We start from the raw sequence: 24,540 nt of genomic DNA, 5'->3' as shown, positions 1-24,540 counted from the left end.
GAACTGCGTTCAGTCAAAGGCCCGCAGCCGCGTGACCAGCAGATCGATAAAACCGGCCCGATCCAGCCCCAGCAACACCAGAGCATTGGCCGGCTTGCCGGTCAGACCGTAACGATCCACCACCGTCATGCCGCTAGTATGGGTGCCGCCGGTCTCGATATCGACCCGGCACTCGACCCCGTGAAACAGCGCGGGGGCCAGCAACCAGGCAATGGTACAGGGGTCGTGCAGCGGCGCGCCAGCAAATCCCCACTTGGGATCCCGGTGGTAGATCATGAAAAAGTCGAGCAGACCGGCCACGCACTGGGCCACCGGATTGGTGATGGCACGCACCCGCGCTATGTCCTCGTCCATCACCTGCGCCTCATGGGTCACGTCCAGCCCGCACATGGTGATGGGGAGCCCCGACTTGAACACCATATCGGCCGCTTGTGGGTCCACATAAATGTTGAATTCCGCCGCCGGGGTCCAGTTGCCGGCTCCCGCTGCGCCGCCCATCAGTACAATGCGGGCGATCTTCTGCTTGAGCTCGGGGTGGGCCGCCAGCAGCAAGGCGATGTTGGTGAGCGGGCCGGTCGGCACCAGGGTCACGGGCTCAGGGCTCTCGCGCAGGCACTTAGCCATCAGCTCAAGGGCGGTCATGGCCACGGGGGCAAAGGCCGGATCCGGCAGTTTGGGGCCATCAAGACCCGATTCGCCGTGGACGTTGTCGGCAATGATAAGCTCGCGGGCCAGCGGCTTGGGAGCCCCTGCCGCCACCGGAATGTCGTCACGCCCCAGCAGGGTCAGGATGCGCAGGGCATTGTTGAGGGTCTTGTCCGGCGTCTGGTTGCCGGCGCTGGTGGTGACCGCCAGCACCTTGAGTTCGGGGCTGGCCAGCGCCAGGATGAGGGCAATGGCATCATCGTGGCCGGGATCGCAATCGAGAATAACGGGCAACGCCATGGACGGACTCCTTACAACATGACAGGGAGCCATACCTTAGCAAGCGGCGGCAGGATTAACTCTGGAGGGAGTCACAAAACGCCTTGGCCAAACAGATCAATCACTTGCCAGCGGCACTCACGCCGATTCGCCGCGCTTCGCCGGTTCGGGTATGATCCCCCTCCCTTTTCTAACCGTGCGCCCCATGTCCGTCATCGTCGACACCTTCATCGCCCCGCCCTGTACGGCCACCATCGAGATCCTGTTTGAGGATGAGCACCTGCTGCTGATCAACAAGCCGAGCGGCCTGCTGAGCCTGTCGGGCAAGAACCCGCAGAACCTCGACTCGGTGCACCATCGGCTGATGCAGGATTACCCCGGCTGCGCCCTGGTCCATCGCCTCGATTTTGGTACCTCAGGTCTCATGCTGGTGGCCAGGAACAAGGCCATCAACGCCCTGCTCTGCCGCCAGTTCAGCCAGCGCACGGTGAGCAAGGCCTACAGCGCCCTGCTGTGCGGCCACCTGGCCGAAGAGGAAGGGGTGATCGACGCCCCCATCGCCAAGGATCCGGCGCTGTTTCCGCTGATGAGCATCTGCACCGTCAACGGCAAACCCGCCCGCTCCCGCTATCAAGTGATTGAGCGGCTAGCGCAGCAGATTCAGGGACAGACAGTGCCGCTGACCTGGGTCAGACTGGTGCCGGAGACCGGCCGCACCCATCAGCTGCGCATCCACAGCCAGCAGCTGGGCCATCCCATCCTGGGTTGCGATCTCTATGGCGGCCTGCTGCCGCCCGGCTGCGAACAGGCGCCGCGGCTGATGCTGCACGCCAGTGAACTCGATTTTGTTCATCCGGTCAGCGGCGAACCGATGCAGATCCGCTGTGAGGCGCCCTTTGCGCTGGCGCTGGCGACCATGACGGGGCAACCGGGGTAACCTGGAGCAGGGAAACAAGGGGCAGGCAAGCAGAAGAGGGGCAAAGCGGTAAACGGCGGATAAAGATAGGGGCCGTGCTTTCGCAACGGCCCCCACCCCCCACTCGTGGTGGTGCTATCAGATCAGCTTGCGGGCGGCGCCCAGTACGATCTTGATCGCATCAGATTCGGTTTTCGCCATGGTCTCGGCGTTCGGGATTTCCTGCTGGGTACGGTTGACGATGACGCCAGCCACCATACCGGCGCGCAGGCCCTGGCTGGTGCACATGGTCAGCAGGGTGGCAGATTCCATCTCGTAGTTCAGCACGCCCATGGCTTGCCACTCTTTCATGGAACCCTGGAAACGGCTCACGACGCGGCCGGATACGGTGTCGTAACGCTCCTGACCCGGGTAGAAGGTATCGGAGGAGGCAGTCACACCGATGTGCAGCTTGGAACCCAGCTCTTTGGCGGTGTTGACCAGCGCGGTGGTGCAGTCGAAGTCGGCCACGGCCGGGAACTCCATCGGCGCGAAGTGCAGGCTGGCACCGTCGAGGCGCACGGAACCGGTGGTGACGATCACGTCGCCCACGTTCAGATGCGGCTGGATGGCGCCGGTGGTGCCGATGCGCAGGAAGGTCCGGATGCCCAGCTGAGCCAGCTCTTCCACTGCGATGGAAGTGGACGGGCCGCCGATACCGGTGGAGCAGATGATCACGGCCTTGCCGTCCATCTCGCCGCGCCAGGTAGTGAATTCACGATGGCTGGCCAGGTGCACCGGGTTATCCAACAGCTCTGCGATGCGCTTCACGCGCTCGGGATCACCAGGGACGATCGCCAGGGTGGCGCCTTGCAGATCCGCTTTCTTCAAACCCAAGTGAAATACATCAGACATAGTGGACTCCTGGTTGCTCCCCACCAGCATGGTCAGGGCGCAAGTTAAGATGATTCTTTATGGTACTTTCAAGCCTTCACTCCCCTCGTCGGGGAGGCGCCAACTATGGTCGAAAGCGCTTTCCAATTCCTTGAAGCATCTCACACTTCCTTGCATTGACAGTGACAAATTCGGCGCAAAACGTTTGCTAACCTGATGAATTAATTGAAAAACGTTTTTCTTCCCACGAACGGGCAAGGGCCCTTGTCAATCCCTGTCGCGACCCATGTTTCCGGTACGTGATCGAGTCCATAAAGTTGCAAAGCAGATACCATTGACCCCTTTTCATCCCCTCTAACGATGCTATGTTGGCGCCCGCATACCACTTAATGGCTAATAAAACGGAGTCCATCATGGCGACATTCAAGTTCTACATTCCCGCAATCAACCTGATGGGAGCAGGCTGTCTGCAAGAGGCGGCAGCCGATATCAAGGGTTATGGCCATCGCAAGGCGCTGATCGTCACCGACAAGATCCTCAACCAGATCGGCGTGGTCGCCAAGGTCGCCGGCCTGCTGGCAGAACATGGCATTGAAAGCACAGTTTTCGACGAGACCAAGCCCAACCCGACCATGACCAACGTGGAAGCGGGCCTGGCCATGCTCAAGGCCAATGGCTGCGACTGTGTCATCTCATTGGGCGGCGGCTCGCCCCACGACTGCGCCAAGGGCATCGCCCTGGTGGCCGCCAACGGTGGCAGCATCAAGGATTATGAAGGGGTGGATCGCTCTGCCAAGCCGCAGCTGCCGCTCATCGCCATCAACACCACCGCCGGCACCGCCTCCGAGATGACTCGCTTCTGCATCATCACCGACGAGGCTCGCCACGTGAAGATGGCCATAGTCGACAAGCACGTCACCCCGCTGATGTCGGTCAACGACCCCGAGCTGATGCTGGCCAAGCCGGCTGGCCTCACCGCCGCCACCGGCATGGATGCGCTGACCCACGCCATCGAGGCTTATGTCTCCACCATCGCCACCCCGGTGACCGATGCCAGCGCCATCATGGCCATCCAGCTCATCGCCAAGCACCTGCGCACCGCGGTCAATCAGGGGGACGATCTGCACGCCCGCGAGCAGATGGCCTACGCCCAGTTCCTGGCCGGCATGGCCTTCAACAACGCAAGCCTGGGCTATGTGCACGCCATGGCCCACCAGCTGGGCGGCTTCTACGACCTGCCGCACGGGGTCTGCAACGCCGTGCTGCTGCCCCACGTACAGGCCTACAACGCCCAGGTGTGCGCCGGCCGGCTCAAGGATGTAGCCCGTCATATGGGGGTGGACGTGAGCGCCATGAATGACGAGCAAGGGGCCGCCGCCGCCATTGCCGCCATCCAGCAGCTGGCTCGCGACGTCAAGATCCCGGCCGGGCTGGAGCAACTCGGCGTCAAGGCCGATGACTTCAACCTGCTGGCCGAGAACGCCCTGAAAGATGCCTGCGGCTTCACCAACCCGAAACAGGCGAGCCACGCCGAGATCGTCGCCATCTTCCGCGCCGCCATGTAAGGGGGCAATCGGCAGAAAGGGTCGCATGGCGGCCCTTTTTATTGGCTGATGGATCAATGGCTTTTTACTTCCGTAGAGGGAGCCGGTATGATTTGCCGAGCTTAAAAAGACTTGAATGGATGATCTGAACTCGATATGCGGATGAAACACCTGATTGCCGCGGCCCTGACCGCCCTCACCCTGTCTGGTTGCAGCCTGGTCTATCGCATCGATATTCCTCAGGGCAACTATGTGGAACAAAAACAGGTCGACAAACTGCGCCAGGGCATGACCCGCGAGCAGGTCGAGTTCGTGCTGGGCTCCGCCATGCTGCGCGATGGCTTTGACCCGAACACCTGGTATTACCTCTATGAATTCCAGCCGGGGCGCGGCGAGAAAGAGCGCAAGGAACTCACCCTGACCTTTGCCAACGACAGATTGGCCACGGTCACCGGCGACTTCCCGCTGCCAGCGGCCTTCCATACCCCGCTCTGATCCCACCCACAAAACCGGCCTCGCGCCGGTTTTGTTTTAGCGCCGCCAGCCACGGACGACCCGCTGGCAGAGGGCAGCCCCTCAGCGGATGCGGGCGTCACTTTCATCACACAGGGAGAGCAGCATGAGCCGGATCCTGATCGCCGGAGCCAGCGGCCTCATCGGCCGCGAGCTGGTGCGACAACTACCCGCAGAGCACCAACTGACCCTGCTCTGTCGTAGGCCCGGGCCACCGCAACCCGCCCACCACTGGCTGCCGGTCAATTTCGATATGCTGGCCGAGGTGAATCTGTCCGAACCGGTGGATCTCGCCTTCTGCTGCCTTGGCACTACCCGCAAGCAGGCCGGCTCGGCCGAGGCCTTTCGCCGGGTCGATCTTGACTATGTGCTGGCCTTTGCCGAACTGGCCCGTCGCCACGGCTGCCAGCGGTTGGTGGTGGTCTCGAGCCTGGGGGCCAACTCGCACTCCCCAGCCCTTTATCCGCGCACCAAGGGGGAGATGGAGCAGGCTCTGCTGGCCCAGTCCTGGCCGCGACTCGCCATCGTGCGCCCCGCCATGTTGCTGGGCGATCGCCAGCCGCCACGCCGCTCGGAGCAGTTTTTCCAGGCCATCTACCCCTTGCTGAAGCCGCTCCTGATAGGCAGGTTGCGCCGCTGGCGCGCCATCAAGGCCGGCCAGGTGGCCCGCGCCATGATCGCCCTCTCCCGCCAGCCCACCGGCTGCGAAGTGGTCGAGAACGAGCGACTGCTCCAGCTGTAGCGAAGGGCTTCGGCTTGGCGGGTGGATGACGGGATCAAAAAAGGCGCCAAGGCGCCTTTTTTATATGGGGTGTCGTGCCAGTGCTGGCACCTTTTATACGAAGTATCATGCCTGCCAATGCAGGCATTTAGTCAGACTGTTTGCGATTGGCATTGGGACGACCACCCGTGACCACATCGGCACGCCCCTCTTCCTTGGCCTTTTCCGCGCGCTTCTTGCGCATCTCCTTGGGGTCGGCGATGAGCGGACGGTAGATCTCGATGCGATCGCCATCTTGCAGCAACTCGGAGCCCTTGACCGGTCGGCTGTAGATGCCGAACTTGTTGACCGCCAGATCGATCTCGGGGTGTTTTTGCACTATGCCGGATTGCTCGAGGGCGGCCAGCACCGAGGTCTGTGCAGGCACCCGCAGCCGCAGCACCGTCTGCCGCTCGGGCAGGGCGTAGACCACTTCGATGTTGAGTTGATCAGGCACCGTACACCACCTTGGCGCGGTTGGAGAAGGCAAGCACCATGGAGCTCACCAGATCGCGGAAAATCTGGCCGAAGGCCAGCTCGATCAGTTTGGAGGTGAACTCGAAGTCGAGATCAAACTCCACCTTGCAGGCATCCACGTCCAGCGGCGTGAAGGTCCACCAGCCCGCCAGCTTGCTGAAGGGCCCCTCCACCAGCTCCATCTTGATCTGCCGGTTGGCATCGAGCAGATTGCGGGTGGTAAAGGTCTTGGCAATCCCGGCCTTGGCCACATCGACCGAGGCCGTCATATAGTCATCGCCGGTTTCGTGGACACGGCTGCCGACACAACCGGGCAGGAACTCCGGATAAGCGTGAACATCATTGACCAGCCTGAACATCTGTTCGGCGCTGAACATCACCAGGGCACTGCGAGTAATACGGGGCATGGCTTTTCCTCATCCAATCGCCGCGATTTTATCATCATGTTTCATCTTGTGGAGGTAAAACCTCGGTCAAACTGCTCATAAAGCCATCAGTTGACCCGCTGCGCGTTTTACAGCCGCCCTTGCCCACGTATAATGCCCTCCTCCCAGTCATTGCCGGAAATCGCCCGTCATGAGCAAAAAAAACAGTAAAAACAAAGCCGGGTCCAACACCATTGCACTCAACAGAAGCGCGCGCCACGAGTACTTCATCGAAGAGAAGATCGAGGCGGGTCTGTCCCTGCAAGGGTGGGAAGTCAAATCTCTGCGGGCGGGCAAGGCCAACATCAGCGAAGCCTATGTCATCTTCCGCGATGGTGAGGCCTACCTGTTCGGCTCCAGCTTCCTGCCACTGCAAGCGGCCTCCAGCCATGTGGTGTGCGATCCGACCCGGACCCGCAAACTGCTGCTGAGCCGTCGTGAACTCGACAAGCTCGAGAGCCTGATTGCCCGCCAGGGCTACACCGTCGTTCCCCTCGCCCTCTACTGGAAACAGTGCTGGGTCAAGGTCGAGATCGGCCTGGTGAAGGGCAAGAAAGAGCACGACAAGCGCGAAGACACCAAGGCCCGCGAATGGGATCGGGAAAAAGCGCGCATCATGAAGAACAAGCACCGCGGTTGATGGTGCGCCGCCTGCCGGGCGCCGCCCAATAAACCAGCAATCGACCGGCCAAGGCCGGTCGATTGCCATCAACGCCTTGCCATGACAGGATTTTTGCGTACAATCGCTCTTAACAACTTGGGGCTGATTCTGGATTCGACAAGATTCACGAAACCCAAGGTGCATGCCGAGGTGCGGTAGGCCTCGTTAATAAACCGCAAAAAAATAGTCGCAAACGACGAAAACTACGCACTCGCAGCTTAATAACCTGCGCTGAGCCCTTCTACCCTAGCTTGCCTGTGTCCTAGGGAATCGGAAGGTCATCCTTCACAGGATCGTGTGGAAGTCCTGCTCGGGGCGGAAGCATTAAAACCAATCGAGCTAGTCAATTCGTGGCGTGTCTCTCCGCAGCGGGTTGGCGAATGTAAAGAGTGACTAAGCATGTAGTACCAAGGATGTAGTAATTTTGGACGGGGGTTCAAATCCCCCCAGCTCCACCAAATACCGGTCCAACAGTGACCAACGAAGTCCAAGAAACCCGCATAGCATAAGGCTTTGCGGGTTTTTTGTTGTCTTATGCTGTCCAATGGGGTGCGTTGCCATCCAGCCCTTTTAGGCATATCGTTTTGTATGCCTTCCGGAGCGTATGCCTATGCCTCGTATCACCCGCCCATTGTCCCCAACCGAGATCAAAGCAGCCAAGCCCAAAGAGAAGGAATACACCCTCTGTGACGGGGCTGGTCTGGAGCTCGTCATCAAGCCCAATGGCTCCAAGTTATGGCGCCTGCGTTACTACCGTCCCCTAACTAAACAGCGAAACATGATCAGCTTTGGCTCCTGGCCGGAGATGTCGTTGGCTGACGCGAGAGAGAAGCGCTCCGAAGCTAAAACGTTGCTGCAACAAAACATCGATCCCCAACACCATCGTGACGAGCAGGCATCCGCCGCGTTATCGCTGAGCGAGCATACTTTTGAGGCTGTCGCCAAGCGCTGGTTTGATGTCAAACGCCCTTCCGTCACCCCAGCCTATACCGAAGATCTCTGGCGTTCGCTCGAAATGTATCTGTTCCCCGAGATCGGCACTGTACCCGTGATGGAGATAAAGGCGCAGAGAGCTATCAAGATCATCGAGCCAATCGCTGCTGCTGGAAAACTTGAAACAGTGCGTCGCCTCACCCAGCGGGTGAACGAGATCATGACCTTTGCCGTTAACTCCGGCCTGATCGATGCCAACCCTTGCTCGGGGATCCGCAAGGTGTTTCAACGGCCAGCCAAACAGCACATGCCCAGTATTAACCCCAACCAGTTACCAGAGCTGATGAACCGACTTTCCAAGGCCAGCATCAATTTGCAGACCCGCTGCCTAATCGAATGGAGCCTGCACACCTTGGCTCGCCCCAGCGAGGCTGGCCGGAGCAAGGTGGGCAGAGATCGATATAGAAAAGAAACTCTGGCGGATCCCACCAGAGCGAATGAAGAAGCGCAGGGGTCATGACGTGCCCTTGACGCCACAGACACTTTCCTACCTGGAGCTCATGCGCCCCATCAGCGGCCATCGTGAATTTATCTTCCCTGGTATCCGTAATCCTAAAACACACACCAACGAACAAACAGCCAATGCGGCCTTGAAACGAATGGAGTATGAAGGGACCTTGGTCGCTCACGGCCTGCGAGCCTTGGGCAGCACTACCCTTAACGAGAGAGGATTTGATCGAGACGTTATCGAAGCCGCTTTGGCGCACTCTGACAAAGATGAGGTGCGTAGCGCATATAACCGCACGGATTATCTGGAACGACGTAGGGAAATGATGATCTGGTGGTCAGAGCATATTGATGCAGCAGCGAAAACTGGCTCTGCACTGACCTGGTTGCCATCCACAAAAGCAGGTTGAGCATAATTCGGTGAGGTCTCGCAGGAAGTCCTCACCGCCCAATTGCGCGGGTGTGTCCTGAAATGACTGCCCTTTGGCTCTAACCTAAAGAAAAAGAATTAATTGTGAACATTTCCTATCAGGTTACTACGCCCGAAATTACGTTCACCTTCTACTTTCGAGCGTAATTTAAATAAATACCCGATCCTCTCCAAGAATTTATAAAATTTCTCATTGTGCAGGTCAGCATCTCGGCGATCAAATCGATACTCTGCTTCAGCAGGGAAATGCACCAAAGACGCATAATCAGAGTATGCAAGCCTCAATGCTCTGCACCAAACTTTACGGATATGCGTCGCCATGTTATCCGCATCAAAATTAGAGTAATCACCAAGATAACCATAGTCATCTCGGTTAAATAGTAGCACCACGTGATAATGAGGGTACTGGCTTGTTACTTGCTCCTTTACCCAGATATAACCCAAGAAGAATCGTTTACCAGTCTGACCCTTACGGTGACGTAACGCCTGTATCTGGCTTTTTAGTGAAGCAAAAAAGCGCGTAATCGAGCAACCCCGCGTGCTGGCCAGCTTCTTGGCTGACCTGCAGCGCATCTGCATCCATCGCGGCTATGCCGTGGCGAGTGATCCCATCCCATGAGGCAGAAGATGATTAGTGCTGTGCTTGCTATTGAGCTGGAGGCTTATCGTGAGTGCCATGGCCACATTGAAGTGGTGCATGACCAAGGCCAGACAGTGGACGGTTATGCCCTCTACCTGCGCTATGAAAACGAACGGGGCGATGCACTGGCGCAATGGCTGTGCGATCACCCTGATCACTGCTGGCTAACCCAGTTCGGCACCCTTACTAGCCACCAGTTACCACATTCCGCTGCACGACTACACACCTTGGCGGCCTGAACACCGCCAACCTAGCCTGCAGCCCCCCCCATGCAGTAACCTATTAACCAACTACCTCGCCTACCCTGCCGCGTCCAATGCGGTGGGGCGATGGCGTATGGAGCCTAATCATGTTGCATCACAAACTGATCGCCGGAGAGATCCCCGGCACCTATCTCGTCACCGAGCTGATTAACGAAGAAGACCTGTTGACTATCGCCAACCAGATTGCTCGTCAGAAACTGGCCAAAGGAGAAGCTATTACTGACAAATACTTGGCTCAAAAGGCACTACAAGCAATATTGCAGACCAGGGAACGAGAAGTGTTTGTCGCTCTTTTTCTCGATAACCAGCACCGACTTTTGGCTTACGAAAAGCTATTTTTGGGCACATTAGGTGCTGCTACTGTACACCCCAGAGAAGTTCTTAAAAGCGCACTCAAACATAATTCAGCTGCACTCCTACTGGCCCACAACCATCCCTCCGGCTACGCGGAGCCCAGCTCAGCCAACCTGCAGATCACCGAGCAGTTAAAAGGCATATTACAGCTGGTGGAGATACGCCTGTTAGATCATGTGATCATCACCGCACATACATGTGTGTCGCTCGCGGAGCGTGGGTGCTGTTGAGCACCATCAGACGGTAATCCCCCCATTTTTAGGGGCATTCAAAAGTAGAGGTCATGCGGCCTGTGCCAGACGCTGTTTCGGCGTGTAGCCACCCAGCGCCATATTGGGCCGCTCATGGTTATAAACCCACAGCCAGTTCGTGGCAAACTCCTGTAGTTCATTCAGTGACTCAAACAGGTAATGGCCCAGCCAGTCGTAGCGCACCGTGCGGTTAAACCGTTCGATGTAGGCATTCTGCTGCGGATTTCCTGGCTGGATATAGCCCAGGGTTATCCCCTCCTGTTTCGCCCATCGCTTGAGCTCTTCGCTGATGTATTCCGGGCCATTGTCACATCGGATAATGGCGGGCTTACCTCGCCACGTGATCACCTGCTCCAGCGCCCGTTTGACTCGTGAGGCGGGTAAGGAGAAATCCACCTCGATGCACAGCGCTTCACGATTGAAGTCATCGATCACATTAAACAGCCGCACCGAGCGGCCATCGCTGAGCTGGTCATGCATAAAGTCCATCGACCAGCACTGATTAGGCTGGTCGGGAACCGCCAACGGCTCTGGCTTAGCCCGAACCAACCGTTTCCTGGGTTTTATCCGCAGATTGAGCTCCAGCGCCCGATAGATCCGGTATACCCGTTTGTGATTCCAGCCAAAGCCTTGGACGTTGCGCAGGTACAAAAAGCATAACCCGAAGCCCCAGTTGCGCTGGCTGGCCGTGATACGTAGCAGCCAATCGGCAATTTCCTGGTTTTCATCGACCAGCACGGGCTGATAGCGATAGCAGCTTTCACTGACCTTGAAGATCCGGCAAGCCAGACGGATGGATATGGCGTAGTGAGTCACGGCTTTGGTCGCCATCTCCCGGCGGGCAGATGGCGTTACCACTTTTTTGCCATGGCCTCGGTGATGATCTCTGCCTTGAGGCGCTCCTCGGCGTACATCTTCTTGAGGCGGCGGTTTTCGTCCTCCAGCTCCTTGAGTCGAGCCATGAGGGAGGCATCCATCCCCCCGAATTTGGAACGCCACTTGTAGAAGGTGGTCGTGCTGATGCCATGCTCGCGGCAGAGCTCCGGGACGGGAGCTCCAGCCTCAGCTTGTTTGAGGATGGCGATGATCTGGGTATCGCTAAAGCGTGATGTTTTCATGTAGAACCTCCTGCGTTCAAGGTACGGGAAAATTCTACTTATGAGCACCCTGGTTTTTCGGGGGGATTACCAGACCACGGCAAGGATACTTGCCGTGGTATCCTTCAAGCTTGTTTTTTGATTGAACACACGAGTTTTACACGCTCACAGTTGGAACCCGCAGACAGCTGTGTGAAACTAACAGACCTATCTATTGACCACACAGATCCCCTATTCATGACAGCCAAAGCCGACTCTTTGCGACAAAAAGTTAATGCCATCCTCACAGGAAAAAAATTACACGATCATCAACGTATTGCAGCACAAAAAACATTCGATGCACTGAGTGGTAATGTCCGAGCGGTTATCACTGCTGCAGAGATGCAAGCTGGTAAGTCTGGTGTGGCACTCGCTCTTTGTTGTTTGCAGCGTCTCTCACTGACTGATGAAGAGATCTGCGACCGAACTAAGCTCAAAGACACTCTCTATTTGGTAACCATGCCTGACGTTGCCTTGTTAGAGCAGGCAGAAAAAGATCTGACAGATGCCAAAAACGTTGTTGTGAGTAACTTCATTCGATTCGACCAAGATTTAGAGCGAAGTTTTAAAGGCAATCCGCCCAAACTGATCCTGATCGACGAGTGTCACTATGGCTCAAATGCAGCAGCTATTCGGTACTGCAAGGTTTTTGATTACCTCGAAAAAGAGAATAAAGATTGCAAAGTAGTGTTTATCTCTGCGACGCCATTTGGGGCTCTCTATGCGGCAGAGACTGAATATGATGTTGCCAAGCATGAAGAAGAAATAGCAAAACATAATCACAGAGACAGAGAGGCTATCGAAGCTGCAGAAGCAGCCGAAGAGGCAGCTCGCAACTCAATTTTACGGCGTGATTTTAATACCAAATTGGTATTCCATCGCACCAGTAACGAGTACTACGGTGTTCGGGAAATGCTACGTTGCAATAAAGTCGCAGGATTGGATTCTGACTCGAGGAATATTCTTGATGACTCGCCTGCTAAAGAAAAACTACTGAACTTACTTGAACAACATGAAGGTGCTGGATGGGTATTGGTCAGGGTGCCACCAGGTGCCGCCATGGAGGCAAAAAAAGGTTTTATTCAAGCAGGATTTGCAGATCAGAATGTTCATATTCTTGGCAAAGATCTCAGTGGTGTCCCAGAAGACCAATTAACTACCATTGAGCGATTTAAAAAAGAGTTCGATGAGTGCATCGACTTTGACGAAAAGCTCATTGCTATTACTGTAGCAGGCTGTCGCGCAGGGATTAATTTTGGTCAAGATATGAAACAGCGGCTAATTGCCACCTGGGATAGTACAGTAACCAGTGTCGCAGCAGTGGTACAAGCTAACATTGGCAGAGCCTGTGGGTACCATGACAATCGAGAAGCACATCACTTCACAAGTCTTAATGCGGCACAAGCCTATGGGGCAATCCTGGATTACCTTGATAAAAATACCAGTGAACACGCCGCCTCTGATTTTGATGGTCTCAAAGAATTTTTTGAAGATGTATGCCAAGAGTTTAATATCAATGGTTTGGATGTCGGATTAACCGTCAAAAACAAGCGGCGTAGACCCATAGGTGATGTTGAAACATACATGACCGATAGCTACGTTGCCGTGCCAGCCAAGCTGCTTGATCCTGATTACGACTTCACACAGCATACCGAGGATAAATTAATCCTGCAGGCCATAGCATTGCTACGTGAAGAGCTACTCAGAGATTCTGGTCCTTCGGTAAAGTCTTCTCGTGCCATGCGTGGTGCCAAGAAAAGTTGGGTAAAAGCTCATTGGGTCAATGGCGACTCCTATGATAACAAGGAAAAAGCACGTAAAGAAGGTACGATGAAAGAACGGACCCTAAATTTTACGCAAAAAGTTGCTCAGCAAGAGCCTATAGAATTCAATACTATTGTAATGCCTGGCTCTGGTGAATACACAGAGCAAAAGCTCGTCACAGCAACCATTTTCAGTATTTATAACATATCCCGACGCAATAATGTCAGTAAATGGGTCATGACTGAAGATGATGTTCACGAAATGTGTGATCATTTTGGTATAGAACACGATGACACCATGTTCGTACTCTATAAGCGTGGGGAATATAATGCCGAGGCAAGCCGTATGAAAACTGCCGCCAATGAACTGCCAGAAAATGAAACAATCATCCATGATGAATCGCAATTTTCTGAGCAACAGCGCAACGTTTCAGTGAGTTAAACAATCACATGAACAATCAGGTAACACGGCATAGAGAAAAAGTTGCATCAGTACTATCTGGTAATACCTTCTCACATCAGATAAATGCGGCGCAGCGTGCTTTTCGTCATTTCGATAATGGATCAAGAGCTGTCGTTATCGCGGCAGAGATGCAATCAGGAAAGTCTGGTATTGCCTTAGCACTTAGTTGTCTGCAGCGGAATTCATTATCTGACAGTGATTTATGTGATCGTCGCAAGTTAAAGGATACCTTGTACTTGGTCACGATGGCTGACCTTGCGCTGTTAGAGCAGGCCAAATCTGACTTCGCTGCATGCCCCAACATGGTCGTGAGTAATTTCACGAATTTCCGGCTTACCCTGGCATCCGAGTTTAAGCATCAACAGCCACGATTGATCATCATTGATGAGTGCCATTACGGCACTCATCAAGATGGCGTTCGCTACAGCGACGTATTCAATTACCTTGATAGTGAAAATAGCGCTTGTAAGATTGCGTTTATCTCTGCAACACCTTTTAGCGCTCTCTATGCCGCTGGCGCTGACTCAATTCTTAAACATCAGTACCACACTCAACTGGTATTTCACAAAACAAGCTCCGACTACCACGGTATTCGGAGCATGCACCAGCATCATCAGATCGTGAAGCTCGATCCGACACAGCGCGATTTTTGCCAAGACTCGCTATTGCGAAGACGATTCATCAGACAATTTCTTGAACATCAAGGCCCTGGCTGGAGCCTCGTTAGGGTACAAAGTGGCGCAGCTGCTTTAGTGAAGGCCATACTGATCGAGCAAGGGATTGCAGAGGACCAGATTTATATTATTGGCCAAAAGCTAGCTGGTGTCGAAGAACATGAAATTAGCTCGATTCAAGACTTCAAATACGCTTATGATGCCGCCAGCCTCTTTGATGATAAACTCATTGCTATTACCGTTGCCGGCTTTCGAGCAGGCATAAACTTCGGCTCAAAAATGAAAGAGGAGCTAATTAACAGCTGGGATAGCACCATCTCAAATATAGCGGCAATTGTCCAAGCAAATATTGGTCGAGCATGTGGCTACCATAATAATATCAAGGCAATCCATTATACTAACCTTGATGCAATCGGTGCATATAGTGAATTACTTGATCATCTTGAGTCTCAATCCAAGCACTGTGACTTTTCAGCCTTACACGCTCAGTTTGAACATATCTGCCAACGCTATGATGTCGCAGGTTTTGACCGTGGTCTAACCATTAGCAGTAGTATCGAGAATTCTGTAAACACTACTATCCAGCCAGACCAGTTTATCTATTTAACTGAGCGTTATCGCATAGTCCCAGCAAAACTGCATGAAATTGAGCCAAACTTTAGCGACTACAAACTTGATAACGATGAATTAGAAGCTATCAGACTTATTCGAGATGAGTATCTTAAAGACGGCGGACCGTTTATAAAAAGCGGCCGGGCTTTGCGAGGGGAACATCAAAACTGGATCAAGGCACAGTGGGTCAATGGCGCCACCTACAATGACTTTACCGATAGTTGTGCCAAAGCACGAACTTTATCATTTATTAAAACCCTTGATCAGGGTGAGCCATTAATATTTAACCAGGTCGTCAATCCTGGTGGTGGTGAGAGCACAGATAGCAAGCGATTAATGGCAGCAATTTTCAGCATGTACAACTTATCACGGCAACAGAGAGCCTATAAACGCACTATGGATGAAGATGACCTTATTGAATTATCTGTGGCCATAGATATTGACTATGATGATACCATCATCATTTTGTTTAAGCGGGGAGAAATTCAAGATGCAAGCGATGGAAACAAAAATAGTAATATCACTGAGTCACGAATAACCAACCAATCAATCTTTAGATAAAATTAGGCAGAGAGCTATCTCTGCCCTCTTAAATATCATGTTTTGCAGCATCTTTTATATTTTTTACCTGAACCACATGGACATGTATCATTTACACCTATCTTTCGCCCCCCCACAAAACCAGCGAGCTTACTACCAGTCAAAGATCCTTTGCTTAATATATCTAGAATGTTACTAAATTCATCAGCCAATATTTTAGGAAGATCGTTTTCTATAAACATCTTGCTATATGTAGTCGCTTGTTTATCCCCCATTTCTGTTGCTTTTTTTATCAATTCATTGCCTTTTATCTTATCTGGCTTTACATTGTTCCCTTCGATTAAATTCCTACCATAGGCATACATCGTCTGAGTACATCCGAGTTCAATTGCCTTCTCAGCATACTCAATTGCCAATATCATATCTTTAGGGCAGGCCTTGCCTTCACTATAATAAAAATATAGTTGTCTCAATGCCAACAAGTCACCATCTAGACTTGCTGGCTTTAGTAAATCGAAGGATTCAACATAAGCCCCAGAATTGTATAAAAGAGCCCCAAGTAACGCTTGAGAAGGTTGATGATTTCTCCTTGCAGCAGACCTTAGTGCGATGAATGCTCTCTGCTTATAGGGGTCATCATTCGGCCTGTCGGCAACTAACAACGCAAATTCATAGTTGTATTCAGACCTTGCTCTAGAATGAACCAGCTCTTCTCTTTCTTTTTGGTTACACCACAAATTGACTGACACTTTATCTAATTCGGCATCCAGTTCAACCGCAGCCAAATACAATTGCAAGGCAATTTCATCATGACTCGAAAGATGGATATTTTGACGTTCAGTTACAAACGTAGTGGGTAGCTTTTGAAAGTATACATCATGAAGAGCACTTATTGCCTTCCCACCTAAAAACTTATATTTTGCATTGTCAGAAAAAAATGCTTTATATATTATTTCTTTTTCCTCAACAGCTCTTAACTCACCCTCAATAATTACCACGTTAGTTGGAGAAGATGAGAGCAATGCAGATAAGTCCATTAACAATGAACTAAACAATGATCTTGCCTGAACGAATGCCGATATTAGTTCATTACGTTGCCTATCATGCGGCAACTCTTTATTAGCATGCACTGCATTATTTGCAAATTGCCTTACTTTATGTAGCTTATCCTTGATTTCTCGAGTAAAGATGCGCTCACTGTACAGAAAATCGATAAAGTCACGTAGTGTTAAATCGTCTGTTCCATTGAGATTGTTCTTCTTCGCTAGTTCTGCGCACCACAGCTCCAAAATTTGCCTGAAACGCGTCAGAGACACGTCTGGCAGTACCCGTTGATACTCAATAGCCTCCTTATAAAGGTTTGCAATCTTAGTACCAAAGACAGAGACAAAGTCCGTATCAAAAACCGTATTGCACTCTTTATTCATAAAATCCCTTTGTCTCTGTTCATTGTTATTTATTGTTGTTAGATACCATAAGCTCTGGCGTTAAACACTCCTGCAGACTCACACCCCCGTGATTGTAGTAATCCCCTGCCTGGAACAAACTGATCCCGGGGGCCATCACTACTCGTACTGCGGAGTTCCAATGCCAGGGGCATTGCAGGTAGTCACTCTGGCCATTACCTTTCAAAATGGCGCAGCGTGGCGTGCGCAGTTCTGCCATGTGTTTGGTCAGCTCTACTTTAGGTAGCTTCTCTGGGCTCCATAACCAGCCATGGTCGGTCACCACATGTACTCTGGTCCAACCGGCATCCAACAGACTCACAATCCGCTCAACCACCCCCTTTAAGACATGATCGATAAATTTCGGCAAGCTCTGCTGACGCTCGTGCCCAAGACTATCCAGGTCACCACACTGCACCCAAGCCTTACCTTGTTCTGGCTCACCACAATCGTGCCCTTCCAGATATTGCCAACCCGCTTTAGCTAGCCCTTTCTTGAAATGATGGCTAGAGAAATCAGCCCCACTGTCGGCAAATTGCGGGACAAATTTGTCGCTTTCCAGATCACCGGTTAATAAAGGGCTAAGAGGAGTCACTGCCGCTTTCGCTGTCGCCGTCAGACTAGGGAGTGCGCTCCAGCGGGTTTTCAAGCTGGCATGAAGGTTAGCCTGCGCCAAAAGATGCATAAGACGATGGCCCATATCAAGACGCAACCCATCGACAAAAAAGAGTACGGTACTAGCCCCCTGGTATGCTCCGACCGGCTCTTGCACCCCCTGGCCACCCGGATAACCCTGGCTCTTCACCAAGTGCTGGAAGTGCAGGGTCACAGCTTCCAACCAAGGGGTATAGAGTTTGCCAAGCAGCGCGGCGGCTACCTGCTCCATAGCGCTATCGCTCGCCAAGGCCATCACTTGCAGGGCAAGATCATCGGTCTGCCATACCTTCTCCTGGTAATAGCTGGCCATGGCCTCGATATCCGGCCCACCCAGTGGCTGTCGTGTCAGTTCACTCAGCTGGCTTAACGGATCAAGCAACATCGCCCAGGGTGAGAGCCCGAGCCCAGCCCACAACCACTCACGCCGGGCTGCATGCTCAACGTTAAGCGACGCCAGGTGGGTACGAATGGTTGCTACCTCCTCGTTAACCAAGGTGGTGAGCGTCTGCGCCAGCAGTTGCTCTTCATGCTCATTGCAAAAGGGGTAGCGTGCTGGCTCAGAGAGCAATTCGCTGGGCTGCACCTGATGCAGTGCCTTAATCAATGAAGAGTGGTGTGCGGCGGTGTCGCTAAAACGCTCCCACACCGCTTGCCAGGGTCCCTGTGCATCGCACAGCAGCGGCAACAACGACGAGATCTCAGCATTGGCAGGGTCAACACCAAACGCATCTTGGCTCTGACCACAGAAGTGTTGCCAGCGGTTGCTCTGCTGCCACTCCTTTTGGATGGCCTCAGGCTCATTGAGCCAAGCCAGCATATTGCGGATTGGGTCGCCCCCCGCCAACGCATAGAGATCGCTAGTTTCTAACCGTTTGCCCTGCAAACTAACGGCCTGGGCTTCAAGCAGATCAGGCAACACCTCTAGCAACGCTTGCTGGGTTTTACCATCTTTGGCGACATCAAGCTGCAACCCCACTTTGGGATTACTTAAAAAAGAGCCCACGCTCCAATCCCGACCTGCAGTGTTATAGGCCCACCAGCAGCCGCGATACTGCAACTCGGCAAGGGGTTGCAGGGCAAGCGAACATTGGTCGATGGCACGCAGATCTTTGCGACTGACGCCGGGCAGATAGAGGATCGGGATGGCATCAGCAGGCAGGGATTGCTCTGGTGCAGTACCTGCAATCATGCACTTTAGCCAAATGGCAGGGCCGGTGCGTTCGGCGGGTCGATACTCCCCCAGCTCGAGCAGCTCAGGTAAATAGCGCTTGATAATCGGCATGGCGGCTTGCCACTGCCGGGTTTCATCGGTCCAGAGCACCACTGCGGGCGATACCTGCACCTGAGAGTTATAACGTGCGCTGTCGCGCAATTGAGTAACCAGATAGTCGATAACTTGCATGTAATTCTCGATTCTGTTTCGCGCCTTAAGGCTTTAGTCAACCCATAGCGGCTCAGCTCGCCAATGAACAAAGGGAGAGTAGCGTCCTATCTTCCTCACTGACATTCAAACTATTGTACGACAGCCAAGACAGCTTACTAATTCAAATTCCAATTTTGTTTACAGACGTTCACGAGCATTTTTTGCCGATTGTCAACTATATCAGGCGTCCACTGGGTCTCTCTCAAAACCTGTGAGGTAAGAACATAAGAACTCACTCCCGATCTGCCGGTGAAATAACTGGCTTTCTTTTTTTCAAAATTGTAATTTGATGCAGCAGAGTTCTTTGCTCTTGCTAATGGAACCAAGTTACCTAGCTTATGCAACCAATACTCACGCTCAAATGATGTCGGCCACCAACTCTCCCACTCTGAACCCGAAGCTACCGTTTGTGGCAAGACGTGTTCAATAGTCAGCACGTTATAGTTATAACTCGCAGCGCCATCACTCAAGAAAGAGTCCAACCGCAGTAACAGATAGTTTCTTCTTTTCGCAGTCAGAAAGTAAACATCACTGTTTATTACCTCTGCAAAGCTACGCTTCTCAGCAGCTTTTAGTTTTATGCTCTCAATGACTGGGCCGTTACGCTGCTCGATCTCATTTAAGACCTCAGCATAACGTTCAATTCGCTGGTTGATATTGGCAGCTGTGATATGCATTTGAGCTGCAAGACACTCCAAATCTCGAATGAATGTCAAAGTGGCTTCATGATCATCACCAAATCGCTCTAAATAGCTTATGGCAACAGGTAACCAATCTGCGTTATCAATGCGATTTAACCAGTTGAACAGAGAATTAATTTCTCCAGCATTATGACTTGATTCATAGCATGAAAACTTGGCCTTTATATATGCCTGAGCATAAGGCTCTATGACATCATCGATAAATGATTCCGCTGATAACGATTTTGATAAAACATGCGCCTTAAACTCTTCGAGCAAAGAGCGTTTTGCCTTGCTCTTGGCGTAGATCATTCGAATAAAACCAAGCAGGTCATTGAGTCCATCGCGGCCGGTATCAACTTCAATTTCTTCCCACCGGTCATTGAAGCTATCTCTTTTTGACTCAGATATCTTACCTATTGCCTCAGCTTTGATGATGTCGCTAGGCAGTAAATCGAGACCTCGATTGTTCAGCACGGAAAAGACCCGAAACGCAGATTGTTGACTTGGCGTTGATACCACAACTAAAAAGCAACGTGTCATTAAAAATATGCCGAAGCCTAGTAGTTGCTCTTGGGTCGGAAAGTTATTTTTCAACCGATTTAGTAACAGTGCAGAGTTATTTTTAATGTGCTTTTGTGACTCATTTTCTAATGCTGCATCAGGTTTAGCAGCTAAGGAATCAAAATTGAGACTTTGCACTGTCTCGGTGAAAAAGTTCTTATCTCGAGGGCGAAGCTTCAATCGAGGTTTGGCTTCAATGCCTTGCAGGCGCTTACCAGGCTCCATGACATAGGTCAGGCACTCATCACGATCGCTGCCGCTTAACAGCGAGGTCAATGCTGCAATGAAGATCGTCAGCGTTATTAACCGCTGTTGACCATCGATGACATAAGAGTGGGGCTGATTCTCTTCTTTGATGAGGACGATACTACCCAGGAAATAGCTATCCTCGCGCTCATTCTGATAAAAATCATAAAGATCATCAAACAGTTCGCCAGCTTGTTCCGTCGTCCAGGCATAGGGCCGCTGATAAGGCGGAATTTCATAGTGAAAATCCGAGCTAAAAATTTTGCTCAATGGATATTCAGCGCCTGTGATTTTTTTAGACATATATCCAATCCATCCTTAGACTTTTTTTTCAGCGGCTTGTTGTCTCGCATCACGCTTTTCGGCGAGCGACAAGTAGTGATCGTTAATGCGAGCGCCCTCTTTTTCGCCATATTGCAGGCCCAGAGTGTACCAAGGGGCTGAGGCGACGTCGTTACCGCGATCCTTGTTCCAGTTGATATTGGGCTTAAAGCGCAGGATACCGGCGCCTTTTTTGCCGACATCGGCCACTTTGAGGAAGGGGCGGATATTGAGGCGCACACCATCATTGAAATCCGGCTCCCAACCGATGGGTTGTTCGGCCAGGGGCTTCCAGCGTATAAAGATATCGAGCCCCTTTTCACCGGCCAAGATGGCCTCGAGGCGCTGTTGCAGGTTTTTGGCAGCGGTCAGGCGCTCTTCGGCGCCATCGCGCGCTTCTTTTACCCCTTGCTCCTGAATACGGATCCAGTCACCCAGGTAGGTGTAGATCAGGCGCTCCAACCCCGAGCGGTCTAGCTTGTGGTAGTTGACCAGGGCGGAGAAGCCGTCTTTGAGACCGTCCCAGATATGCCAAATAAAGGGTCTATGTTGGAACAACTTGCAGTGCTGCTCGAAGAACTTGTCGCGTAGCCAAAGCTCCAAGCTCTTGCTGCCGACGGCGGTCAGCAGCTTATCCAGGGCACCGTTTTTCCAGTCATCCTCATAGGCTGCCACCAACAATTTTTCCAACCGGGTATGGGCCGGGGCTTCGCCGCGCACGGCGGGCAGGCAGACGATGCCATCCTCATCGGCAAAGACGTTCAGCTTGGCCACCTCATCGACCAGCTGACGCTGCTCATCGGCCAGCTCCATTGCCTCGTCCAGCTCGGCAGGCCACTGATAGCCCAGCAGCCGCGCCACTGCCACTTGCAGCACTGTGTCGTCGAAACGCACCGGCCCCTCTTTGGTCCATTTACTTGCCTCATCCCAAATCACTGAAGCGCAGGGGTGGCCATGGAAGATCCATTGGGTTGGGTCATTCGTGTAGGGTTTTGGTAGGCCATTTGGGTATTGATTTATTGCCTCTCGCCCCCAAAATTCCTTTTCATAAGGCACACTAAGTAAGGTCTGTGGAGTAACATTCATCTTCTGGTTTAATTTTCTGACTTCTTTAGTGTATTCGCCTGACTGGCAATATAACCATAGAGCTGCCAGTTCATTAGCATCATTAGGAATCACCGCGCAACAATTACAATCATATATACATCCAGTATATATGGTTGGATATAGCTCTCGCATTTGGCTGACAATTACACCAGGCTTACCCCAATTCGGCTTACCTCTTAACCAGTTTTGAGCTGCATGATTGAGATGTTTTACACTCTGTGCAAGCTGATAAATCTGGCCTTTTTCTTGCTCCCAAAAAATAACTTCTGATCCACCACCATAATGAAGCGATGTTGATACTGTACTTTGATGAAACTCCCAATCCCCCATAGGGGTATATCGTGGCTCCCAAAAAAATCTTACAAATCGTGGCGAGTCACCCGCAGAACATCCAGATAATGCAGTAGCAAAATGTTGCAACAACTGACCACCAGGTAGCTCATTAAGTGTAATGGCTGCATTAGGGTTTGTTATTTGTTTCTTTTGTTCAACCCCATTAACAACGCTTATAATTAGTAGTTCTGATTTTTCTTTGGGGGACTTTTCTTTCGAAACATCCACCCCATGAAGTAACGCCTCTTTAGGCGCCACACCTTTGCTTAGGGTAATTAATGCGACAAAGGCCCCTGCTGCGGCAGCGGATTCAAAACCCTTTTCGCCAAGACGAGCCAATAAATTCCAGGTCTGCTCGGTTAATAGCTTTTCGCGGAACTTCTTATAGCTGGTCAGAAATAGCCAGTTTTGTGGCAAGACGATGGTCGAGCTCCCCCCCTGCGGATTAAAGTCGAGGCAACGTTCCAAAAATACAGTGGCCAGATCGGCTTTGGCTTCCGGGTAGTAGTTTTCACAAAAATCCTGCAATACGGCACACTGCTTACCGCGCCCCAAGTAGGGGACATTGGTCGCCACCAGATGGTAGCTCCCCGCCAGCAACTTGGCCGCGAGGGCCAAGCCTTGGGCCGCTACGCTGACATCCTGACTCTCTTCGTCGCTCTTCGCTTTTGCATCGAGCAGTTGCTGCCAGGGGGCCGGTGCGCCTTGCGCCTTACCCTCATAGGGTGCGCGCTTAATATCGATCAGGCTGCCGAGCACGGGCGCATCCTTAAACTGGCGCTTGAGCCAGTTAAGCGCCGTCTCCAGCTGAGGGTTTTGCTTGGCCAGTTGCAGCCACTCTTGGTTTGCAGCTGCCACAGCTTGCCCGGAGCAAGCGAGCTGCAAGGCAGGCAGTGGCCGATAACCACCGGCATCGGGGAAACGCCAGGCTTCGAGCGCCAGGGCAAAGGCGGCGATCTCGATGCAGCGGCCATCCAACTCCAGGCCATGCAGGTTTTGCGTGATCACCCGCTCGATGGCGGTATTGGCATCACATCCTTCCAGCTGCATGCGCATCGGCACCAGCATCAAAAAAAGCGCCACCAGGAAGTGGCCGGAGCCACAGCAGGGATCCAGCGCTTTCAGTTCACTGATCTGCTGCGGCCAAGCGTCATACCAACCACCGGCAGGCAGCCAGAGATCGTCTTGGCTATCCGTCACTTTAACAAAGCGCAGGTAAGAGAGGGGCACACCAGGGATGGCGGCGCGCTCCCGCAGCTCCTGCTCATCGCTGGCATAACGCAAATGATCTTGGGTTAAGCGGCGTTTGGCCCACCAGGCACCCAGGGCATTATCCAAGAGGAATGAGACCATATAGGGCTCGGTAAAGAGCTGGGTGACCGGGCTCAGCTCATCGGCCCCGATGGGCACGCCGGACTTGTTGACTTCGTCCTTGCGCTTGCTCTGCCAGAACTGATAGCACCAACCCAGGCTGTCTTGCGCCTCGAACACTGCCGGTGACAGGGCCATGATCAAACCTTCGAGGGTGCGCTGATGGTTGATGGGCAGGCGCACCGCCAGCACCGGGGAATCCACCCGAAACACCTGGGGCAACATCTTGGCTGCCAGTCGCCCTGCCAGCTCCCAGGCGCTGGCGCAGTCGGTCTCTTCTTCTAACAGCTCTGCGCACTCATCCAGGGTGACCGGGGTATAAGCGTCATACATCAACAGGTTGTTTTGCTCGAGAAAACGGGCAAACAGCATGCGGTGCCACTGCTCGTAGGCCATCTCTGCCAGCAGGTGAGCGGTCTCTTGCTTGCCATTATCGTGAAGCGGGTCGCCCAGCTGGCGAGCGTGGGCGCGCAGCCGGTTACGCAGCTTGCGCTGTGCGTCGTTAAGAAAAGCGGGCACTGTGGCATCAGCCACCCCTAAGCGCTCAATCTCTTCCCGGCAGGCGGTTTCAACTACCTCACGGGCGGCAAGGACGGTGCTTTCCAGCTGGTTTCTGAGGGTCTTATCCAGGGCTTGTCTCATGGTGTTGGCTCGATATGTGGCGGATGAGTAAACCCATACGCCTTAAATTGAATGCGGATATTCGGTAAAACAGCGCAGCGGCCAACGTACCG

At 52.8% G+C, this 24,540-nt stretch carries 19 protein-coding genes, 1 other RNA gene and 1 pseudogene; 11 read left to right on the top strand and 10 right to left on the bottom strand.

The window, feature by feature from the left end; all coding sequences use genetic code 11:
* Positions 1-9 precede the first annotated feature (9 nt).
* Complete coding sequence (rihA, locus tag E5E97_RS12260; protein ID WP_171280317.1) at positions 10-945, bottom strand: pyrimidine-specific ribonucleoside hydrolase RihA; 936 nt, start codon at positions 943-945, stop codon at positions 10-12.
* Positions 946-1,096: 151 nt separating this feature from the next.
* On the opposite strand from rihA, the gene E5E97_RS12255 reads away from it, so the two are divergent.
* The gene (locus E5E97_RS12255; RefSeq protein WP_171280316.1) at positions 1,097-1,861 is read left to right on the top strand and encodes an RluA family pseudouridine synthase; all 765 of its coding nucleotides are present in this window, start codon (positions 1,097-1,099) and stop codon (positions 1,859-1,861) included.
* A 117-nt stretch (positions 1,862-1,978) separates the two neighbouring features.
* Here E5E97_RS12255 and udp read toward each other — a convergent pair whose 3' ends face one another.
* Complete coding sequence (udp, locus tag E5E97_RS12250) at positions 1,979-2,734, bottom strand: uridine phosphorylase (RefSeq protein WP_011705364.1); 756 nt, start codon at positions 2,732-2,734, stop codon at positions 1,979-1,981.
* Positions 2,735-3,126: 392 nt separating this feature from the next.
* On the opposite strand from udp, the gene yiaY reads away from it, so the two are divergent.
* The 3 genes from yiaY (at position 3,127) to E5E97_RS12235 (ending at position 5,512) form a co-directional block, all read left to right on the top strand.
* Positions 3,127-4,278, top strand: coding sequence for an L-threonine dehydrogenase (gene yiaY / locus E5E97_RS12245; RefSeq protein WP_118881583.1), 1,152 nt, complete (start codon positions 3,127-3,129; stop codon positions 4,276-4,278).
* Between the two features lie 135 nt (positions 4,279-4,413).
* Positions 4,414-4,752 (top strand): outer membrane protein assembly factor BamE, encoded by a 339-nt coding sequence (locus E5E97_RS12240; RefSeq protein ID WP_011705347.1) that lies wholly within the window; start codon positions 4,414-4,416, stop codon positions 4,750-4,752.
* A 124-nt stretch (positions 4,753-4,876) separates the two neighbouring features.
* Positions 4,877-5,512, top strand: a complete 636-nt coding sequence (locus E5E97_RS12235; RefSeq protein WP_171280315.1) for an NAD(P)H-binding protein — start codon at positions 4,877-4,879, stop codon at positions 5,510-5,512.
* 127 nt (positions 5,513-5,639) lie between these two features.
* Here E5E97_RS12235 and E5E97_RS12230 read toward each other — a convergent pair whose 3' ends face one another.
* Together E5E97_RS12230 and E5E97_RS12225 are read right to left on the bottom strand one after the other, a co-directional pair.
* Positions 5,640-5,987 (bottom strand): RnfH family protein, encoded by a 348-nt coding sequence (locus E5E97_RS12230; RefSeq protein WP_024943861.1) that lies wholly within the window; start codon positions 5,985-5,987, stop codon positions 5,640-5,642.
* Complete coding sequence (locus tag E5E97_RS12225; protein ID WP_011705344.1) at positions 5,980-6,414, bottom strand: SRPBCC family protein; 435 nt, start codon at positions 6,412-6,414, stop codon at positions 5,980-5,982. The genes E5E97_RS12230 and E5E97_RS12225 overlap by 8 nt, the downstream gene beginning before the upstream one ends.
* A gap of 169 nt (positions 6,415-6,583) precedes the next feature.
* On the opposite strand from E5E97_RS12225, the gene smpB reads away from it, so the two are divergent.
* The 3 genes and pseudogenes from smpB to E5E97_RS12210 all read left to right on the top strand — a co-directional run bounded on the left by smpB (position 6,584) and on the right by E5E97_RS12210 (position 8,943).
* Entirely contained in the window at positions 6,584-7,072 is a 489-nt protein-coding gene (gene smpB / locus E5E97_RS12220) for an SsrA-binding protein SmpB (protein ID WP_011705343.1), read from the top strand.
* A gap of 119 nt (positions 7,073-7,191) precedes the next feature.
* Positions 7,192-7,551: a transfer-messenger RNA gene (gene ssrA / locus E5E97_RS12215) on the top strand.
* Positions 7,552-7,703: 152 nt separating this feature from the next.
* Positions 7,704-8,943: pseudogene (locus E5E97_RS12210) on the top strand (integrase domain-containing protein).
* A 98-nt stretch (positions 8,944-9,041) separates the two neighbouring features.
* On the opposite strand, the gene E5E97_RS12205 reads toward E5E97_RS12210, so the two are convergent.
* On the bottom strand, positions 9,042-9,536 hold the full coding sequence (locus E5E97_RS12205; RefSeq protein ID WP_171280314.1) for an inovirus Gp2 family protein: 495 nt from the start codon (positions 9,534-9,536) through the stop codon (positions 9,042-9,044).
* A 42-nt stretch (positions 9,537-9,578) separates the two neighbouring features.
* Between E5E97_RS12205 and E5E97_RS12200 the strand changes: the two genes are divergently transcribed.
* The gene (locus E5E97_RS12200; RefSeq protein WP_238427677.1) at positions 9,579-9,842 is read left to right on the top strand and encodes a hypothetical protein; all 264 of its coding nucleotides are present in this window, start codon (positions 9,579-9,581) and stop codon (positions 9,840-9,842) included.
* 110 nt (positions 9,843-9,952) lie between these two features.
* A complete protein-coding gene (radC, locus tag E5E97_RS12195; RefSeq protein WP_171280313.1) occupies positions 9,953-10,450 on the top strand; it encodes a DNA repair protein RadC in 498 nt (165 codons plus the stop codon).
* 51 nt (positions 10,451-10,501) lie between these two features.
* Here radC and E5E97_RS12190 read toward each other — a convergent pair.
* A protein-coding gene (locus E5E97_RS12190) for an IS3-like element ISKpn10 family transposase (protein WP_099368947.1) occupies positions 10,502-11,589 on the bottom strand; the annotation gives its coding sequence in 2 pieces (ribosomal slippage) (positions 10,502-11,337 and positions 11,337-11,589; 1,089 coding nt in all).
* Positions 11,590-11,805: 216 nt separating this feature from the next.
* On the opposite strand from E5E97_RS12190, the gene E5E97_RS12185 reads away from it, so the two are divergent.
* Positions 11,806-13,812, top strand: coding sequence for a DEAD/DEAH box helicase family protein (locus E5E97_RS12185; RefSeq protein WP_171280312.1), 2,007 nt, complete (start codon positions 11,806-11,808; stop codon positions 13,810-13,812).
* 8 nt (positions 13,813-13,820) lie between these two features.
* Positions 13,821-15,680, top strand: a complete 1,860-nt coding sequence (locus tag E5E97_RS12180) for a DEAD/DEAH box helicase family protein (RefSeq protein ID WP_171280311.1) — start codon at positions 13,821-13,823, stop codon at positions 15,678-15,680.
* Positions 15,681-15,715: 35 nt separating this feature from the next.
* Here E5E97_RS12180 and E5E97_RS12175 read toward each other — a convergent pair whose 3' ends face one another.
* From E5E97_RS12175 to E5E97_RS12160, 4 genes are all read right to left on the bottom strand, one after another.
* A complete protein-coding gene (locus E5E97_RS12175) occupies positions 15,716-17,086 on the bottom strand; it encodes a tetratricopeptide repeat protein (RefSeq protein ID WP_171280310.1) in 1,371 nt (456 codons plus the stop codon).
* 25 nt (positions 17,087-17,111) lie between these two features.
* Positions 17,112-19,163 carry a BREX-1 system phosphatase PglZ type B gene (gene pglZ / locus E5E97_RS12170; RefSeq protein ID WP_171280309.1) on the bottom strand — a complete coding sequence of 684 codons (2,052 nt, stop codon included), beginning with the start codon at positions 19,161-19,163 and terminating at the stop codon, positions 17,112-17,114.
* A gap of 137 nt (positions 19,164-19,300) precedes the next feature.
* The gene (locus E5E97_RS12165; RefSeq protein WP_171280308.1) at positions 19,301-20,977 is read right to left on the bottom strand and encodes a DUF262 domain-containing protein; all 1,677 of its coding nucleotides are present in this window, start codon (positions 20,975-20,977) and stop codon (positions 19,301-19,303) included.
* Positions 20,978-20,992: 15 nt separating this feature from the next.
* A complete protein-coding gene (locus E5E97_RS12160; RefSeq protein WP_171280307.1) occupies positions 20,993-24,448 on the bottom strand; it encodes a DNA methyltransferase in 3,456 nt (1,151 codons plus the stop codon).
* Positions 24,449-24,540 lie beyond the last annotated feature (92 nt).

It is taken from the genome of Aeromonas sp. 2692-1 (assembly GCF_013085505.1).
GTDB classification, from domain to species: Bacteria; Pseudomonadota; Gammaproteobacteria; order Enterobacterales; family Aeromonadaceae; genus Aeromonas; species Aeromonas hydrophila.
This window is presented reverse-complemented; position numbering and strand designations above follow the sequence as displayed.

What these genes read in the sequence shown, in the direction of transcription:
- rihA (WP_171280317.1), bottom strand. Translation starts at nt 945, where the DNA reads ATGGCGTTGCCCGTTATTCTCGATTGCGATCCCGGCCACGATGATGCC.
- E5E97_RS12255 (WP_171280316.1), top strand. Translation starts at nt 1,097, where the DNA reads ATGATCCCCCTCCCTTTTCTAACCGTGCGCCCCATGTCCGTCATCGTC.
- udp (WP_011705364.1), bottom strand. Translation starts at nt 2,734, where the DNA reads ATGTCTGATGTATTTCACTTGGGTTTGAAGAAAGCGGATCTGCAAGGC.
- yiaY (WP_118881583.1), top strand. Translation starts at nt 3,127, where the DNA reads ATGGCGACATTCAAGTTCTACATTCCCGCAATCAACCTGATGGGAGCA.
- E5E97_RS12240 (WP_011705347.1), top strand. Translation starts at nt 4,414, where the DNA reads ATGCGGATGAAACACCTGATTGCCGCGGCCCTGACCGCCCTCACCCTG.
- E5E97_RS12235 (WP_171280315.1), top strand. Translation starts at nt 4,877, where the DNA reads ATGAGCCGGATCCTGATCGCCGGAGCCAGCGGCCTCATCGGCCGCGAG.
- E5E97_RS12225 (WP_011705344.1), bottom strand. Translation starts at nt 6,414, where the DNA reads ATGCCCCGTATTACTCGCAGTGCCCTGGTGATGTTCAGCGCCGAACAG.
- smpB (WP_011705343.1), top strand. Translation starts at nt 6,584, where the DNA reads ATGAGCAAAAAAAACAGTAAAAACAAAGCCGGGTCCAACACCATTGCA.
- E5E97_RS12205 (WP_171280314.1), bottom strand. Translation starts at nt 9,536, where the DNA reads ATGCGCTGCAGGTCAGCCAAGAAGCTGGCCAGCACGCGGGGTTGCTCG.
- E5E97_RS12200 (WP_238427677.1), top strand. Translation starts at nt 9,579, where the DNA reads ATGAGGCAGAAGATGATTAGTGCTGTGCTTGCTATTGAGCTGGAGGCT.
- radC (WP_171280313.1), top strand. Translation starts at nt 9,953, where the DNA reads ATGTTGCATCACAAACTGATCGCCGGAGAGATCCCCGGCACCTATCTC.
- E5E97_RS12185 (WP_171280312.1), top strand. Translation starts at nt 11,806, where the DNA reads ATGACAGCCAAAGCCGACTCTTTGCGACAAAAAGTTAATGCCATCCTC.
- E5E97_RS12180 (WP_171280311.1), top strand. Translation starts at nt 13,821, where the DNA reads ATGAACAATCAGGTAACACGGCATAGAGAAAAAGTTGCATCAGTACTA.
- E5E97_RS12175 (WP_171280310.1), bottom strand. Translation starts at nt 17,086, where the DNA reads ATGAATAAAGAGTGCAATACGGTTTTTGATACGGACTTTGTCTCTGTC.
- pglZ (WP_171280309.1), bottom strand. Translation starts at nt 19,163, where the DNA reads ATGCAAGTTATCGACTATCTGGTTACTCAATTGCGCGACAGCGCACGT.
- E5E97_RS12165 (WP_171280308.1), bottom strand. Translation starts at nt 20,977, where the DNA reads ATGTCTAAAAAAATCACAGGCGCTGAATATCCATTGAGCAAAATTTTT.
- E5E97_RS12160 (WP_171280307.1), bottom strand. Translation starts at nt 24,448, where the DNA reads ATGAGACAAGCCCTGGATAAGACCCTCAGAAACCAGCTGGAAAGCACC.